This window comes from Calidithermus terrae (assembly GCF_003574345.1).
GTDB classification, from domain to species: Bacteria; Deinococcota; Deinococci; order Deinococcales; family Thermaceae; genus Calidithermus; species Calidithermus chliarophilus.
The window spans coordinates 16,910-33,968 of sequence record NZ_QXDL01000018.1; the positions used below are offsets into that span (position 1 = coordinate 16,910).

Consider the following 17,059-nt stretch of genomic DNA (forward strand, 5'->3'; position numbering starts at 1 on the left):
ACTGCAACCCGCGTCCAACAAACTCAATGACTTCTTGCAATAGAGTTTCAATCCTCAGTGGGCTTAATTGCCCACTGCAACCACCGTGTCGGGGATGATGACGTCGAAGGCCGGGTTTCAATCCTCAGTGGGCTTAATTGCCCACTGCAACAGTCGCCGCCGTGCTCGAGCAGGCGGAACACGTCGTTTCAATCCTCAGTGGGCTTAATTGCCCACTGCAACAGCGCTACGGGAAGCCCAAACTGGAGGCTGTTGCGTTTCAATCCTCAGTGGGCTTAATTGCCCACTGCAACGAGGTCGGTGCTGCTGAGGCTGAGGGTGGCGGACTGGTTTCAATCCTCAGTGGGCTTAATTGCCCACTGCAACCGGGGTTGGGGGGAGGTGGGGGCATGAGGCTAGTTTCAATCCTCAGTGGGCTTAATTGCCCACTGCAACGACCTCATCACGCTGGAGACTGCCAAGAAGCAGGAGGTTTCAATCCTCAGTGGGCTTAATTGCCCACTGCAACGGCGGCGTCGGGGTCGGCGATGCCCCGGCCCTTGTTTCAATCCTCAGTGGGCTTAATTGCCCACTGCAACCACCATCCAGTACCTCGAGCTATTGGCTGCTGAGGTTTCAATCCTCAGTGGGCTTAATTGCCCACTGCAACGCGCACCGGGCCGTTCCCCCAACGCGCGAGGGCGCAGTTTCAATCCTCAGTGGGCTTAATTGCCCACTGCAACGGCCTCAAAAACCCATACGTGCAGGACTGCATTGATAGCCAGTACCGCGCGAACCTGGGGGCTGAGGCCACCTCCGCGGTGCGAGGTGGTTCCCAGTATAGCCAAGCTTTCAAAGTACCCAAGCCGCAAAATGGCTTTGCGCGAACCTCCCGGGTTTTCGCACCTACTAGGGGTTCGCGCTAAAGGACTAGGGGGTCATCGAAGTCCTGATACCGGTCTTGCCCGTGTGTTCTCAAGCATTTTTCACGCCCTCCTGGGAGGGTGTAGATGCGGAGGCTGTCCTTGTCGGGCTCGATCACCTTGAGCAGCTTGGCCTCGAGCTCCTCGAGCTGGGCCCGGGTGACGCGGCACTCGAACACCGACATCTGGACGCGCTGGCCGTAGTTCTTGCAAACCTTAGCCACCCGGGCCAGCCGCGCTTTGCCCTCCTCCGAGACGGTGTTGACGTCGTAGGTGACCAGGATGTCGAGCCGTTCCATCGGTGCACTCCTACTTGCCCACGAAGGGCACGTACTCTGGCAGGTCACCCCGCAGGTAGCGGGCGAGCAGACGGGCTTGGATGTGGGGCAACAGGCCGATGGGCACGGGCTCCTTGAAGAGCGGGTGCTGTACCGTCTCCTGGCGGCGCTTCTGGAAGGCAACGATCACCTCCTTGCGGCCGTCCTCCGACAGGAGCACCGCCCCGCCGGGGCGCTCTTCGAAGTGCCTCGAGGTCAGTTGCTTGCGGTTGAGGAGGGCCAGGACCAGGCGGTCACCCCACCAGGCGCGGAACTCCTCGAGGAGGTCCAGGGCGAGCGCGTTCCGGCCCGGACGCAGGGCGTGCAGGAAACCCACCTGCGGGTCGAGGCCCACCCCCTCCAAAGCGGCGGTGCACTGGGTGGCTAGAAGGGCATACACGAACCCCAGCAACGCGTTCACCGGGTCGCGGGGAGGACGCTTGTTACGGCCGTTGAAGGAAAACTCTCCTCCGATTAGCAATTCACCGAACGCCGCGAAATAGGCGGAAGCCGCGTTACCCTCCAGGCCGCGGACTTCGTCGAGGGTTTGTGCGTAGGGGAGCCAGCGTAAGGAGGTTTCGTGCTCCGCCAGGGCCGAGGCGAAGGCTTCGGTCTCCCCCCGTTCGCGCATCGCCCGTTGAAGCAGCGCCCGGGTATTCCTGAGCTTACTCTCCACGAAGCGCTGGGCAAGGTATACGGCCTTGGCGTCTAGCGCCTGGTGCTGGGCCCGCCGCAGGAGCACGTTCCCCGAGACCGGGCCGGCTAGGCGCCCCTGAAAGCGCCCGTTCTCGCCGTACCAGGCCACCTCGCGGCCGTCCTGGGCGCAGCGGTGGAGCAAAAAGGGCGAGACGAGCACGTTGCCGAAAAGGCACAGGCCGTCGAGGTGGTGCAGCGGGATCTGGCACTTGAGGCTGCCCTCCACCTCGACGCGTACCGTATCGCCCTGGAGGCGCAGGTAGGCCCCCTGGGCCTGGACGTAAAGGGTGTTGAGCAACTGGGTGTTCATGGCTCCCCCGAGCTGGGCGGTGACGGCAGGTGCGCGGCCATCGCGGAGCTGACGTAGGGCATGCAGGTGTCGATCAGCGAGCAGTGGGGGCAGCGGGCGTCGGCAACCGGGGGCGGGAGCTGGTCCTGCTCGAGCAGCCGCCGCACCTCCGCGACTATCCGCTCCACCTCGGCCCGCAGCTCTGGAGTGAAGGCCACCTCGAGCCTGCGCCGGGAGGCTTTGTAGAACAGCGCCCCCGCCGGCACTCGCACGCCGAACATTTCTTCCAGGCACATCCCCTGGGCGCAAAGCTGCACCTGATCGGCCCGCTTGGCCCAGCGCGAGCCTACTTTGTGCTCGACCGGGTAGGGCAGGCCGTCGGCGAACTCCACCACGTCGGCCCGCCCGGCGATGCCCAGCCGGTCCGACCAGAGCGGCAGGGCATACTCGACCCGCACACCCTCGCGCACCACGCCCTCGGGTACGTCCACGCCCTCATGAGCCCGCCGCCCCCGCAGGGTGTAGAGGTTTTCGTCCCAAACTTGCTCGAGGTGGATCAGGGCGCACTGGCGGGGGCAGTAGACGTAGTGCTGCAGGGCAGAAATGGGGATGGGGGATGACCCCATCCCCCGCAGCTCAGGGCTCATACCAGTTGGGTGAGCGTCACCCCTTCGGGCAGGTTTTCCCGGTCCACCTGCACAGTATAGTCCGAGAATTGCCGGGCCACCCCCACAGGTTCAACCTTGATGCGGTCGATGAGCTTGTGGGCGGCCACGTTCCCCAGCGGGCTGCTGTGGGAGAAGACGTAGAGCCCCCGGCATGCGGTGTAGCCGCGGCTCGCCGAGCGGTCGAGGTCCCACATCTGCTCGAGGGCCGTCCAGAGCACCGCCAGGTCCTCGGAGTTGAACCCGGTGTCCTGGGCGAAGCTCGGCACGAAGAAGCCTTTGGCGACGTAGAGCCCGTAGGGGATGTAGGCTTTGCGCCCGATGGTCCCGCTACGGGCGGTCTCCTCGCCCTCGTCATCGGCCACGCTTCCCTTCTCCTCCGCCCTCGTCAGGGCCACGCGGGTGATGGCGGCGTCCATCGGGAGGATGCGATCGACCGAGCGGGCGAAGGTGAGCTGAACGGGGCCCCGCACCTGTCCGCAGTTGACCTCCGTGCTCATCACCGCGCCGAAGGCCCGGACGTCGAAGAAGTTGTCGCACATCCACCTGCGCGCTTCGGGGTCGGCAGCCTCACCCTTCCCTCGGGGTTTCTTCCCCAGGGCCGTATAGGCGCGCAAGTGGTGGTTGTTCAGGATCGCCCCCTGCTGGACATAAATCTTGTAGCGCTCTTCCTTACCTTTGTAGGCATCGACGAAATTGCGGATCTTACGCTTGAGGGCCACGTCGGTCACGATGCCCAGGCCGGTCTCGGGGTCTACGCGGGGGAGGTTACCGGCGTCGGGGTCGCCGTTGGGGTTGCCGTTGGTGACGTCGAACAGGAGCACGAAGTCGTGACGGACTGCGGGGTTGAGGTGGGGGTTCACTGGACTCCTCCTTCGGCCTGCTTGGCCTGTTGTGCGGCTTTGGCTTCGGCGATGGCTTCGAACTTTTCGGCTTTCTGGTGGTAGTAACCGAGACTGAACAGCGCCTGGTTCTCCAGGTCGAGGGTGGCGGGGATGCTCTTCAGGTGCAGCGAGATCTCAGCGATGCGCCGCTCGAAGAGGCCGTGTAGCCCCTTCTTGCTGGGGTCTTTGCGGAGCTTGCTGAGGTGGGCCTGTGCCCCGTTCATCAGGGCGCGGTAGGGCATCACCGGGGTGCTGCTCAAGGAGCCATAAAACCGGTCGGTGACGGTGGTGTTGACCTTGCCGAGGGCGGCGTACTGAAGGTCTTCCAGCAGGGCCATGAGCCGCCCCAGGTGGTAGCCGGGGGAGTCCGGCCGGTCGGGTTCCAGACGCTTGAGTTCATTCATACCGATCTTTCCTCCAGAGATAAGCACCATTCGGGTGAGGACGGCTCGAGGGGCGGTCACCCGCTGCTCGGCGCGGTTGCGCGCGGCCAGTTGGGCCAGGAAGGCCCACGGCAGCGGGGTTTGTTTGAGGGCGAAGGCCGTGATCGCCGTAGGGACGGAGGCGACCATCTCTTTGTTGGCGTCTCGGTAGAGACTCCCCGCCAGCGCATAGATACCGAAGGGCTCGAGGTCATAGAGCTCCTGGCTCTCGAAGTAGCGCTCGAGGTTCCGCCGGACCTCCTTGACCGTTACGGTGACGTGGTCGCGCACCACCACGCGGCTCCCGCTCGCCGAAAGGCTCACGGCGTAAAACTCGTCCTCGGGGAGAGCGGTGAACTCCCTGCCGCTGAATATGCCCTGGATGGCGTTGCGCACCTGCTGCGCGTCGGCGGCAATCTTTGGCCTGGCCTCCGCTCCCCGCTTGAGCCGATCGAGGACACTCTCGCCTCGAGGGTTTTTCAACAACTCGGCCACGGGCGGGATTGGGCTGGTCCTGGTCCAGAAGGCGTAGACCACCGGCCCCACGCGGAGATGGGTGGACTCGTTCTTGAGCAGGTGGTTGAGGGCGTTGGCGTACTTTTCGGCGAGGTCGAGGCGGACCGGGGCGATCTGGGAGGCCGAGAGCCCGTACGACTCGAAAGCAGCCGCGTTGGCTGAGATGAAGTTCATCCCTGAGGTCTGGCCGCCGGGGATTCCCTTGATCTTGACGGGCTCACGATCCATGACCGGCCCGACGGCACCCGAGATCAGGCACTCGGCCTTGAGCCCCTTCGCGCCATTGGCACCTTCCGTCACCGCGAACTGGTCTGCCCAGTACCGCTGGACCTCGGGAAGGTCGATCGGTCGCACCCCGTCCACCACGAAGGTCAGGTTGTCGTCCGCGCTGAAATCGGCTTCTAGGCTTAGTTTGGAGAGATCCAGGACTTCCAGGAAGCGATGCACAGCCCAGACTTCGGGTATTTCCGTGGCTTTGGCACAGGCCAACACCTCCTGCTTGAAGAGCTCGTGGCGCTGCTGAACCTTGGAAGCGTCGGCCCCCTCCTTGCTCAGCCCGAGCACGTACTCCCCGTTATCGGCGAGGAGCTTGGCCCTTGGGGCCATGGTCCGGATGACGTGCGGGGTGAGCAGACGCTTCCCCCGGTCACTCTTCTTCCCCGAGCCGTCGGAGGTGCGCTCGAGGCGCTGGAAATTCCCTTGTGCGTCCATGTAGATCAGCCAGCGAACTGGCTGCTCCTGGTACATGAACGGCGCTTTGGAACTGCCGCCGGCCTCCTCGCGCTCCAGCCGCTCGGCGTAGGCTACTAGCTGCTGCAAGAGCATCAGTTCACGCTCCTGTACAAGTCAGGGGCTTTCAGAACGCCCCGCTCGAGCCGCGCCGCGAAGAATTTGGGGACTGCTCTCCCCTTCACCCACGCTCCCCCGTTGGCGCCGTGCTTGCGGAACTTGACCGGCCCGTCCTTATCCTCGGTGAACTCGAGGTCGAAGAGCATCCGGCCTAAGTCTTCGGTGAGCGCCTCGAGCGGCCGGTCTTCGGCGCTCACCGGGGCGAAGTAGCCGGTGAACTCCCGCGTGCCCAGGTAGGGTTGGTGGCGGGCCTGGCCCTTCTCTACCCGCCGCTCGAAGATCTCGCGGTACTTGGCGAGAGGGTCGGTGGCGTGGGGGGCGATCTCGAGGTCGGCCCGGATCACGTAGGCCACGTCCTTGAGAACCAGTGCATTGCGCTGGGCACGGTCTTCCTCGGCGAAGAAACCCCCGCCCAACTTCTGCCAGCCTTGGGCGGAGCGGGCTGAGGCCACGGTATTGACCTCGTTGCGGAGGATGGAGAAGCGCTTGATGGGGTTGAGCACCCAGATTTCGCGCACCCTCCAGCGGAATTCGGGCTTCCAGAAGATGGCCTCGAGCACCCCTCTGGCTGCACTGGGAGTCATCACGTCGTAGGAGACTCGCTCCACCTTGTTCTCGGGGCGGGTGAAGCAGGCGTACTCGCCCCATACCTTCACAGCTACCATTCCAGGCTCACCTCCGGTCAAACGACACTATCGCCGGCGTCGAACAGCTCCTCGATCCCCAGCTTCTCGCTATAGTTCCCGGTCCACTCCCAAAGTTCGACATCGAGCTCGGTCATCTCGCGGATGAAGGGGGCCAGCTTTTCCTTGTTGCTGGCGTAAATGTTGACGATGTACGGCTGGAGCTTCCGCAGGGCCATAAAGCCTGTGTGCTGGCTCAAGATCCGGTCGATGGCTGCGGCATCCTGGGCCCGCTTGCGCACCAACACAGGGAAGGTGTTGTCGCCGATTAGCCGGTACAATTCGGCCACCTTCGGGTAGTTAAATTGCTGGCGGAAGCTCTGGACCTCCTTGGCGTCGGTGTGGGTGAGGTCACGGTAGAGCTCGGTGAAGTACCGGGTGAAGAGTTCGGGGTCGTCCAGGTCAGCGCCCTGGCGCAGCAAATTCCGTGCGAGGCCGGTGGCGCTGGCGTAGACGCCTTGCGGCAGGCCTTCACGCTCGGGGCGGAATACGGTCACCTCGCCCAGGACCGGCTGACCCCCACGCTCGAGCCTCCCCTCGCGGTTGCAGCGCCCTGCGGCCTGCACCACCGAGTCCAGAGGCCCCAGGGCCCGGTAAACCATGGGGAAGTCCAGGTTCACGCCTGCTTCGACCAATTGGGTCGAGACCACCCGGCAGGGGAGGTTGCGCTTCAGGCGGTCCCGGATGGCGGCGAGCACCTCTCGCCGGTGGGCGGGGTACATGTGGGTCGAGAGATGGACGGCCTCAGGGTCGTCGAGGGCAGCATACAGATCCCGGGCCTGCTGTTTGGTGTTGACGATGCACAGTACCTGATCGTGCCCGCGAAGCCGCTCGGCCACCGCCTCCCAGGGCTGCGGCTGGAGCTCGAGCCTGTACGCTACCCGCTTGAGCTGTCGGAAGTAGCGCCTGGGGTCGGGCACGATCTCCCGCACGCCCTCCAGCATGGCAAAGCCCAGGGGAGCGTCGAGCGCGGGCTGGGTCGCCGTGCACAGCACCACGCTCACCCGGTAGTGCCGGACCAGCTCCTTGAGCACGTCCAGGGTGGGCTGGAGGAGATTAGCCGGCAGCGTCTGCACCTCGTCGAGCACGATCACCGACCCGGCGAGGTTGTGGATCTTGCGGAGCTTGCTGGGGTTGTTGCTCAGGAGGCTCTCGAACAACTGCACGGTGGTGGTGACCACCACAGGCATGTCCCAGTTCTCCGAAGCCAGCCTGGCGCGGCTTTCCTCCTCCGCGTCGGCGGGCTCGTAGGCTGAGTGGTGCTCGAGGACGTTTTCTGCCCCTAGCAGCTTGGCGAACTCTTCGGCGGTCTGGTCGATGATGCTGGTGTAGGGGACCGCGTAGACCACTCGCCGCAGGCCGAACTTCACCGCGTGTTCCAGCGCGAAGGCCAGGCTTGAGCGGGTCTTTCCGCCCCCGGTCGGCACGGTGAGCCGGAAGAAGCCGGGCTCGAGAGCGGCGGCCTCGAGGGCGGCCTGATAGATCTCCCAGCGGGCCCGGTTGACCAGGGTATCGGCGCTGCGGATCTTCTCCTGCCCCTCTTTCACCCTGGCGAGCAGTTCCTGCAGGTTGGCTTTGGGGGCGGTGCGGTAGGCGTACCGCCTGGGGCTCCAGAAGCGCTCTGTATCGAGCCGGTCCGCGTCCACCAGGGCGCTCAACAGCATCCGGATGAAGAATTCGCGGGCGAGGGGCTCGAGCTCAGCGACCTCGGGAGCCACACCCCCGAAGATGTCCTCCAGCTCCTCGCAGGCCCGGTCCAGGGCCTGCCGGACCTCCGGGCTCTCCCTGCGTCGGAGCAGCCGGTCGGTGAGCAGGGAGCGGTCGCCAATCCTGCCGTGGTGGTATGCCACCACCCACGCCAACTCGCTGCCGAGCCCGTTCGCAGGGATGAGGTCGTCCTCATAGCCCGCGAGCAGGAGGTCCCGGCCCAGTACGGCCCCGGCGCTGGAATGGTCCACTTTCCCGGCGGGGGGCGGGCTTCCGAATCGGTCAGCCCGGTACGCTGCCCGGAGGTAGTCCTGAAACTCCTGGCTGTATTTGCCCAGGTCATGGAGGATGCCCAGCCAGTAAGCCAGCTCGGAGGCCGCCGGAACGTTGAATTGGGCAGCGAAGTCGCGGGCCAGGCCGGCGACGGCCTCGAGGTGCTCGCGCAACGGCTGCCACCGCTGCCTGGGGTCGTCTTTGCGGGGCGTATGGGCCCAGTACGAGCCATTGGCCGTTGAACCAAGGTTCCGGTCGGAGCTGTACAACTCTGCCACGGCTACGGCCTCCTCGAGCCAGCGCTGCCGGAAGAACTCCGGCTCCAGCACCTCCACCCTCGGCCCCCAGCTCTGCACCCACGACAGCAGCTCGATAGGGAAACCGCCCTCGTCGGTGCCTACCGTAACCTCCACCACCAGGCTGCCGTCGTCGCGCTGCTCCAGCTCCCTGAGGTTGGGGTAGCCCCCCTCCCGGATGCGCTGGACGGCGCTGGGCAAGAAGCGCAGCTTCACCCGCACGGGGTTCCCCCCGCCCCCCACGATGCCCCAGGCGTCGGAGAGGTACTCCCGGGGGTCGAAGCTGGCCGGGATCTCGTAGGCCTCGGTCGAGCCGACCAGAGTGACAAACTGCATCCGCGCGAGCTTAAAGGTGCGCAGCTCGTTCTTGTAGCTGCGCTCGCGGCCGATGACGTAGACCGCCATGTTGGCCCGCGAGACCTCGATGAAGTAGGTTTCCAGCTCGAATTTGGTGGGCTCGCGCCGCCCGGGGAGCTGGTAGTGGAACTGGACGAGCTGGCGGCGGAACCAGGCGTTGGTGATCTTCTCGAGGTTGCTGCCCTCGAGGCCTGGTCCACGGGCGGCCATGGACTCGGCGCTGCGCTGCGCGACGGTCCGGGCGGGCTCGGGCAGGCCACGGGCCAGCTTGAGCATGGCCTCGAGGTACTGCTGGTTATGACCCGACGAGTGGTGGTAGAGCATCCGCAGGGCCGTGTGCGCCACCACCTTGTCGATGTCGCTCAGGAGCACGCCGGCGTTGAGGGCGTAGGTGTGCCGGATCTCATCGTGCAGCAGTCGGAAGCCCAGGTAGGGCTCGAGCTCCTTGAGGTCTTCGAGGTAGTACAGCACCGCCCGCTTCCTGACGCCGAGTGCGGTGGCGAGCTGTTGTGCCGTCCAGGGCTTGAGCTTGAGCAGCTCCAGCAGCCTGACGAGCCGGAGGGCCTTCTCGTGGGTGGCATTGGGCAGATCAGTGTCGTCCGGCTGCATAAGGGTTGGTAACTACGAATGTACCGAAGGGCATCCAGAGACCATCCATCTCACCGCGTAAGGGCTAAAGGGCGCAAGAAACTTGAGTGTTGTTTTAGAGGGTTTACCGCGTGAAGCGCAGGGCAGGGCGTAGGAGTGGGAAGAGGGGCGCAACGCGAACCTCAAACCACCCACGGCGACATGCCGCGCCGTTCCTGGATCCAGTTGGCGTAGTGACCGACCATGAACTCCGCCGCGTTCGGGGTCGGCGGGCGGTCGCGGTACACCCACTCGGCGGCGGGGTCGAGGCGGTAGACCCCGCCGTGGACCTGCATGCTGCCCTTCCACCCGAGCGCTCGCCGCAGGCGTTCGGCGGTCTCCCATAGGGCCTTGCGGTCTTGGGGGCGGTCTTGCCCGTAAAGCTGGTCGAGGAGGTGCTCTACGCCGGCGCTTCCGCCGTTCTCAAGCAGGAGCACCAGCAGTTCGCCTGGGCGCCCGGTCGGGCTGATGGGCACCGGCCGGCCGTTCACCTTGACCTCGAGCGAGCCGAAGGGGTTGACCTCGACGCACAGCTTCTGCGGCACCTCCGGCGCCGGCTGGCCCAGGCAGGGTTTCAATTCAGGGAAGCAGTGCAGCTCCTCCCGCACCCAGAGGTTGGCGGGCTCGAGGCCCTCCAGCAGCCCCTGGGCAGCTTCCCACGCCCCGCTGCGGTGGTGCAGGGCTGCTTGGACTACCGCCCGCACCACCCTCCCCCGCTCGCCCAGCACGAGAGGGCCGGCAAGGGCGTTTTGGGCCCCGGCGACGTCCCCCAGCATCAGCCGCGCCGCAGCGATATCGGCGTTCAGCCAGCTCGAGGCGGGGGAGGGATCGCACTCGAGCGCCAGCGTGAGCTGGGCCAGCGCCTCCTCAGTCCGGCCCAGCAGGCGAAGGGTGTGGCCGTAGCCCCACAGGGCTTGCTGCCGGTCGTCCCGGTCGCAGGCGACCTGGGCGGCTTCGTGGTAACTCTCCAGGGCCCGCTCCCACTCCCCAAAGGAGCGGCGGACGGCTCCCAAGCCACACAGGGCTCGCGCCCGGAATTCCCGCGCCACCGCCTTGCGGCTGAGCCGAACGGCCTCGAGCAGGTGCTGCTCGGCCTCCTCCGGGCGGTCCTTGATGAGCGCCGTCCCCAAGCTGTGACGTGCCCAGGCCAAGTAATAGGGATCATCGCGCAGATAAGCCAGGGCCTCGGCCCACACCACCCGCGCCGCGGAGCGTTGGCCCGAGAGGTAGAGCAACCCGCCCTCGTCAACGAGGCTGCGGCCCAGCGCCGCCCCCTTTAAATCTCCCCGCGCCTTCACGAACGCCTCGTGCCACTCGGCCCGCCCCAGGCGGAACAGCACCTCCCCTCTGGTGCGCCAGTAGAGCCCGCGCTCGAGGGGGGTGTGCTCCTCGAGCACGGACGAGCTCCGCGCCAAGTCCAGGGCCTCGAGCTGATCAAGCGCCTCCTGATGACGGCCTTCCCGCAGCAGGGCCCAAGCCCGGTACACCCCCAGGACAGGGGAAATTGGCAGGGACAGCGCATCGATGTAAGCCAGCAGCGTCCCGGATCGGCGGGAACGGCACAAAACCGCGGCGTACAGCTGTTGTAGGGAAACCTCCTGGCGCAACCAGCCTTCAGGAAACAGGCCAAACAGCTCCGCTACCTGCTCAGCCTGCTGGTGCGTAGAAGCTTGGTGCACCAGGCTCTCCAGCAACCGCACCGCCGGTGCCACCCGGTCCGTGTCCACCAGGGCCATAAGGCTCACTCGAGCATCATCGATCGCGATTTTTCCCACTCCGGAGTCATTTTACAAACCTTAGGGGAGGCACGCGGCCTCCCCTAACCCAAATTCCTCTAACCGCCCGTACCGATCTTAGGGTCATCGCCATCGGCGATCACCTGGGGGTGGCTTCCTACGGGCTGGAGCGGGGTCAACAGCGAGCCCGCCGACAGGAAAAGCACCAGAAGGAAACCCAGACCTCCTTTCACGAGAAGAGAGCGCTTAATGCCGAGGTTGCCAACCGTTCGGGTGAGGTATTTGTCTCTCACGCCGGACAGGGTCGGGCCGAGGCGCGCATGATCTTTGCGCGGTGCTCCAGGTCGGCCGACTTCATCTGCACCGCCAGCGCGAACCCCAAGCAAGAGCAAAAACACCAGGGGGTTCGCGCAAGCCGAATTCAGCCCTTCAGGACGCCATAAACCGAGCAAGCAGCTTGAGCCTAGTACTGTCGCTGGCTACCCTTCACAACAGGGTTCGCGCGCCGAAACCTAGCTATCCGCTTCACGACGCTGCTAAAATGGACCCCGTTGCAGTAGGCTTAAATGCCTACTGAGGATTGAAACAAGGTGTCGATGCACCACGACTGGTACGAGGGGGTTGCAGTAGGCTTAAATGCCTACTGAGGATTGAAACGCCAATGCCCGGCTCCCACTCCGCCCAGCGCGGCGTTGCAGTAGGCTTAAATGCCTACTGAGGATTGAAACCCCTCCCGCTCCTTCCGCATCTGCCGCGCCTCCCGGGTTGCAGTAGGCTTAAATGCCTACTGAGGATTGAAACTCACCATCTGAAGTAGGCGACTTACTGGACCGGTTGCAGTAGGCTTAAATGCCTACTGAGGATTGAAACCAGAACAAACAGACAATTTCATCTATTATCGCCGTTGCAGTAGGCTTAAATGCCTACTGAGGATTGAAACCTTCTGGTCCGCCGATCTGGGCGAGGACGCCAGCGCGTTGCAGTAGGCTTAAATGCCTACTGAGGATTGAAACATCGGTGAACGCCGTCTCGGCCAGCACCGTGGCGTTGCAGTAGGCTTAAATGCCTACTGAGGATTGAAACGCGGACACCCAGTGGGAGCCTCAGGCGGTGTATGCGTTGCAGTAGGCTTAAATGCCTACTGAGGATTGAAACCAGGGGATATAGCGGTGCTCGCCCTCGATGATCACGCGTTGCAGTAGGCTTAAATGCCTACTGAGGATTGAAACCTCGTTGGCCCGCACCAGCCGGGCGTTCAGCTCCATGTTGCAGTAGGCTTAAATGCCTACTGAGGATTGAAACGTCGGCAGCGCCCCGTCCCCGTCGTGCCCGTTGCGTTGCAGTAGGCTTAAATGCCTACTGAGGATTGAAACAGGAACACGGCGGGGTGGTGAGAGGGCCGGTGTAGCGTTGCAGTAGGCTTAAATGCCTACTGAGGATTGAAACGGGCAGACCGCCAGGAACGCCCGAGACGAGATCATGTTGCAGTAGGCTTAAATGCCTACTGAGGATTGAAACGTTGCGGTGACGTGTCATTACGACGTGGAGGAGTGGGTTGCAGTAGGCTTAAATGCCTACTGAGGATTGAAACCTGATCCCCTGGGCGACCGCCGAGGAACTGATCCGTGGTTGCAGTAGGCTTAAATGCCTACTGAGGATTGAAACACCGACGAGGAGCTGGCCGATCTGCTGCGTCTGGGTTGCAGTAGGCTTAAATGCCTACTGAGGATTGAAACAACGGCATCGCCCAGGGGGAGATGGTCACCGCCAGTTGCAGTAGGCTTAAATGCCTACTGAGGATTGAAACTGACCGATCACTTCGAAATGTCTCGTCATGCCGTATGTTGCAGTAGGCTTAAATGCCTACTGAGGATTGAAACTCCTTGCGGCGCAGCGCGTCGTAGATGCGCCCTTCGGTTGCAGTAGGCTTAAATGCCTACTGAGGATTGAAACCCCGACCAGCTCCCGGCGGTGCTGTGGGAGGTGGGTTGCAGTAGGCTTAAATGCCTACTGAGGATTGAAACGAGTGGGAGGCCTATGTGGACGCCGAGAACTCTTTCGTTGCAGTAGGCTTAAATGCCTACTGAGGATTGAAACAGCGTGACCCGCGCGGGCGGGGCGCAGACCCGGTTGCAGTAGGCTTAAATGCCTACTGAGGATTGAAACTGGGCTTTCGCGCGCAACCACCTCGAGTACTCCGAGGTTGCAGTAGGCTTAAATGCCTACTGAGGATTGAAACTGCTCGTGTTGCTCGGCGTTTTCGTGGTGTCTTGTTTGTTGCAGTAGGCTTAAATGCCTACTGAGGATTGAAACTCGTGTGTACTATCAGCTTCAGCGGGGTAAAGGCCATGTTGCAGTAGGCTTAAATGCCTACTGAGGATTGAAACTTTAACCGGCGCTATCGTCGCCAATGATTTTGCGGTTGCAGTAGGCTTAAATGCCTACTGAGGATTGAAACGGCGTCGTACACGGTATAACTCCTGGGTGAAGCCGGTTGCAGTAGGCTTAAATGCCTACTGAGGATTGAAACAGGTTCCTTGAACGCCAGATAGAGCAGGGTCGACGTTGCAGTAGGCTTAAATGCCTACTGAGGATTGAAACTTGAGCCGACGCGGCCGGCACCAGCAGAAGCGTTGCAGTAGGCTTAAATGCCTACTGAGGATTGAAACCCTTTCTGCCGCCCGCTTTTGGCCTGAGAACCGGGTTGCAGTAGGCTTAAATGCCTACTGAGGATTGAAACTTCCAGACCGCGGAGGAGCGCCGAGGTGAGTCGGCGTTGCAGTAGGCTTAAATGCCTACTGAGGATTGAAACTCGAGCACCACCCCCACCACCGTGCACCGGCAGGTTGCAGTAGGCTTAAATGCCTACTGAGGATTGAAACCCCACCATGACCCCCGCACCCATGCGGTGGACCCGGTTGCAGTAGGCTTAAATGCCTACTGAGGATTGAAACTACTTCTACGCCCTGGAGCAGGAGCTTTTTGCCCGTTGCAGTAGGCTTAAATGCCTACTGAGGATTGAAACTGTATGATATTGCAAAAAGGGCAATAGACCTAGGGTTGCAGTAGGCTTAAATGCCTACTGAGGATTGAAACAAAAGGCCCAGGAGGAGGAACAGTGGGTCTCCATGTTGCAGTAGGCTTAAATGCCTACTGAGGATTGAAACCAGCTAGTCGGACCAGGAGGAAGACACCAGGAGGGTTGCAGTAGGCTTAAATGCCTACTGAGGATTGAAACACCCCAAAACACGGTGTTGCCGCTCGTTACGTATGTTGCAGTAGGCTTAAATGCCTACTGAGGATTGAAACCCCTTGCTCGGGCCCGTTTTCCGCCAGCTTGGACGTTGCAGTAGGCTTAAATGCCTACTGAGGATTGAAACGCCAAGACCTACTTCACCGGCGGCTCCACCGCCAGCGTTGCAGTAGGCTTAAATGCCTACTGAGGATTGAAACGCCAACAGGATGCTGCGTCCAAATGGGGCATCGTTGCAGTAGGCTTAAATGCCTACTGAGGATTGAAACGGTACAGAAGGCCCTCGACGCCAAGGACGCCGAGGCCTGTTGCAGTAGGCTTAAATGCCTACTGAGGATTGAAACCGCACGTGCCGTACGGATTTGATCGCACGGCGCAGGGGTTGCAGTAGGCTTAAATGCCTACTGAGGATTGAAACCGGGGTAGCGGGCGGTCGCCAGCGCGACCCACTGGAAGTTGCAGTAGGCTTAAATGCCTACTGAGGATTGAAACTGCATCGGATTTTGGAAGACCGTCAAGCAATCGTGTTGCAGTAGGCTTAAATGCCTACTGAGGATTGAAACGTCGAGATCGACCCCTACTGCCAGCGTGTACTCAGGTTGCAGTAGGCTTAAATGCCTACTGAGGATTGAAACTACTACGCCCGGGAGGACACGAAGACGGTTTTGTTGCAGTAGGCTTAAATGCCTACTGAGGATTGAAACACCGTCACGGTGCCCCACGGCGCGGTGACGACGTTGCAGTAGGCTTAAATGCCTACTGAGGATTGAAACGCGGGGACGGGCGGGGAGCCCATCCCCGCCACCCGTTGCAGTAGGCTTAAATGCCTACTGAGGATTGAAACGCCAGCCCGTAGAGCCGGGCCATCACCGGGGCCGTTGCAGTAGGCTTAAATGCCTACTGAGGATTGAAACCCCCTGTGCCTCGGGCGAATCCCATCACGATGCCCGGTTGCAGTAGGCTTAAATGCCTACTGAGGATTGAAACTTGGGGGCCTTCGAGGGCTATTTCTTCCGCGAGTTGCAGTAGGCTTAAATGCCTACTGAGGATTGAAACATCGGAGGCTGGGGAAGGCCTCGGGGTCGTAGCGGTTGCAGTAGGCTTAAATGCCTACTGAGGATTGAAACATCGGAGGCTGGGGAAGGGCTCGGGGTCGTAGCGGTTGCAGTAGGCTTAAATGCCTACTGAGGATTGAAACCCCTCAGGCGGGGTGTATGGGTTCAGTGTATCTCGTTGCAGTAGGCTTAAATGCCTACTGAGGATTGAAACCAGCCGCATCGACATCGCGCCCACCGTAGCCCAGGTTGCAGTAGGCTTAAATGCCTACTGAGGATTGAAACAGGAGGGCGGGGTGACCCTCCTCCGCCTCAGGTTGCAGTAGGCTTAAATGCCTACTGAGGATTGAAACAGATAGCATGGAGTATGGATATTTAGCAGCACAGGTTGCAGTAGGCTTAAATGCCTACTGAGGATTGAAACTGCTTTTATCGGGCCGCACTGGATGCTCAGTGAGGTTGCAGTAGGCTTAAATGCCTACTGAGGATTGAAACGCTCGAGGTCGAGGTCGAGGTGCTCGACCCCGAGACGTTGCAGTAGGCTTAAATGCCTACTGAGGATTGAAACCTGCCGCCGCACGCCCTGCCAGGAAAGGATGCGCGTTGCAGTAGGCTTAAATGCCTACTGAGGATTGAAACGTCTGGGGCTGGCCTAGCCTCCGGCGCTGCAGTTGCAGTAGGCTTAAATGCCTACTGAGGATTGAAACTCGTTCACGGGAGGATCCCCCTTTCGGTGGGTGGTTGCAGTAGGCTTAAATGCCTACTGAGGATTGAAACCGGTTGTGCAGGCTGTTGCGGCTGGTGAAGCGCAGCGTTGCAGTGAGCTTAAATTCCCACTGAGGGAAACTCGGGGGCTGAAACCAGTCATCCTCAAGGTATACTTCGGTTATCCCACACAGCGTCAGCGTTCCTCCCGCTTCAACCCTTCTGAAGCGGGAGGAACTTGCAACGAAAAAAGCTCAACAGGAGGAAATGTGAACGAACGCGATACGGGCAACACTGCCGCCTTCGGCCACCTCTGCCCGGGGTCTCCCCCACCCCGGCGTAGGCGGCTCGAGCCCGGCCAGCGTGAGAGGGGGCAGAAATGCTGAGCGAACGCTTCAAAGACGCCCTGGGCCTGGCCTTCGAGCTCCACATGGGCCAGAGGCGCAAGGGCACCGACGTCCCGTACCTCGCGCACCTCCTGGCCGTGAGCGCGATCGTCCTGGAGCACGGCGGGGGCGAGGACGAGGCCATCGCCGCCCTGCTGCACGACGCCGCCGAGGACCAGGGCGGCAGGGAGACCCTCGAGCGCATCCGCCGGCGGTTCGGGGAGCGGGTGGCGGCCGTCGTGGAGGGCTGCACCGACGCCTGGGAGGAGCCCAAGCCGCCGTGGCGGGGGCGGAAGGAGGCCTACCTGGCCCACCTGCCCGGGGCCGACGCTGCCACACGGCTGGTGTCCTGCGCCGACAAGCTGCACAACGCCCGCGCCGTCCTGGCGGACTACCGCAGGCTGGGCGAGGGCCTTTGGGCACGGTTCCAGGGCGGGAGGG

Annotated in this window: 10 protein-coding genes and 2 CRISPR repeat arrays (1 of these 12 only partly in view); of the genes, 1 reads left to right on the forward strand and 9 read right to left on the reverse strand. The window is 62.3% G+C overall.

Features of this window, described 5'->3' with window-relative positions; genetic code table 11:
• Positions 1-722: direct repeats of the CRISPR family, unit length 37 nt; unit sequence GTTTCAATCCTCAGTGGGCTTAATTGCCCACTGCAAC (it extends 9,374 nt beyond the left edge of the window).
• Positions 723-901: 179 nt separating this feature from the next.
• The 9 genes from cas2 to Mterra_RS21750 form a co-directional block, all read right to left on the reverse strand.
• Complete coding sequence (gene cas2, locus Mterra_RS03685; RefSeq protein ID WP_027893397.1) at positions 902-1,201, reverse strand: CRISPR-associated endonuclease Cas2; 300 nt, start codon at positions 1,199-1,201, stop codon at positions 902-904.
• A 10-nt stretch (positions 1,202-1,211) separates the two neighbouring features.
• Positions 1,212-2,225, reverse strand: a complete 1,014-nt coding sequence (gene cas1c, locus Mterra_RS03690) for a type I-C CRISPR-associated endonuclease Cas1c (RefSeq protein ID WP_119313943.1) — start codon at positions 2,223-2,225, stop codon at positions 1,212-1,214.
• Positions 2,222-2,851, reverse strand: a complete 630-nt coding sequence (gene cas4 / locus Mterra_RS03695) for a CRISPR-associated protein Cas4 (protein ID WP_245971519.1) — start codon at positions 2,849-2,851, stop codon at positions 2,222-2,224. Before cas4 ends, cas1c begins: the two co-directional genes overlap by 4 nt.
• The gene (gene cas7c / locus Mterra_RS03700) at positions 2,848-3,732 is read right to left on the reverse strand and encodes a type I-C CRISPR-associated protein Cas7/Csd2 (RefSeq protein WP_119313944.1); all 885 of its coding nucleotides are present in this window, start codon (positions 3,730-3,732) and stop codon (positions 2,848-2,850) included. The genes cas4 and cas7c overlap by 4 nt, the downstream gene beginning before the upstream one ends.
• Positions 3,729-5,516, reverse strand: a complete 1,788-nt coding sequence (gene cas8c, locus Mterra_RS03705; RefSeq protein WP_119313945.1) for a type I-C CRISPR-associated protein Cas8c/Csd1 — start codon at positions 5,514-5,516, stop codon at positions 3,729-3,731. The genes cas7c and cas8c overlap by 4 nt, the downstream gene beginning before the upstream one ends.
• On the reverse strand, positions 5,516-6,205 hold the full coding sequence (cas5c, locus tag Mterra_RS03710) for a type I-C CRISPR-associated protein Cas5c (RefSeq protein WP_119313946.1): 690 nt from the start codon (positions 6,203-6,205) through the stop codon (positions 5,516-5,518). The genes cas8c and cas5c overlap by 1 nt, the downstream gene beginning before the upstream one ends.
• A 17-nt stretch (positions 6,206-6,222) precedes the next feature.
• A complete protein-coding gene (gene cas3 / locus Mterra_RS03715) occupies positions 6,223-9,465 on the reverse strand; it encodes a CRISPR-associated helicase Cas3' (protein ID WP_119313947.1) in 3,243 nt (1,080 codons plus the stop codon).
• A 161-nt stretch (positions 9,466-9,626) separates the two neighbouring features.
• Positions 9,627-10,970, reverse strand: a complete 1,344-nt coding sequence (locus tag Mterra_RS03720; RefSeq protein ID WP_245971520.1) for a tetratricopeptide repeat protein — start codon at positions 10,968-10,970, stop codon at positions 9,627-9,629.
• Between the two features lie 347 nt (positions 10,971-11,317).
• The gene (locus Mterra_RS21750; RefSeq protein ID WP_147372534.1) at positions 11,318-11,671 is read right to left on the reverse strand and encodes a hypothetical protein; all 354 of its coding nucleotides are present in this window, start codon (positions 11,669-11,671) and stop codon (positions 11,318-11,320) included.
• 98 nt (positions 11,672-11,769) lie between these two features.
• Positions 11,770-16,304: a CRISPR direct-repeat array (repeat unit 37 nt; unit sequence GTTGCAGTAGGCTTAAATGCCTACTGAGGATTGAAAC).
• 307 nt (positions 16,305-16,611) lie between these two features.
• On the opposite strand from Mterra_RS21750, the gene Mterra_RS03725 reads away from it, so the two are divergent.
• Positions 16,612-17,059 (forward strand): HD domain-containing protein (locus Mterra_RS03725; RefSeq protein WP_119313948.1); only part of this gene is annotated, 448 nt, incomplete at its 3' end.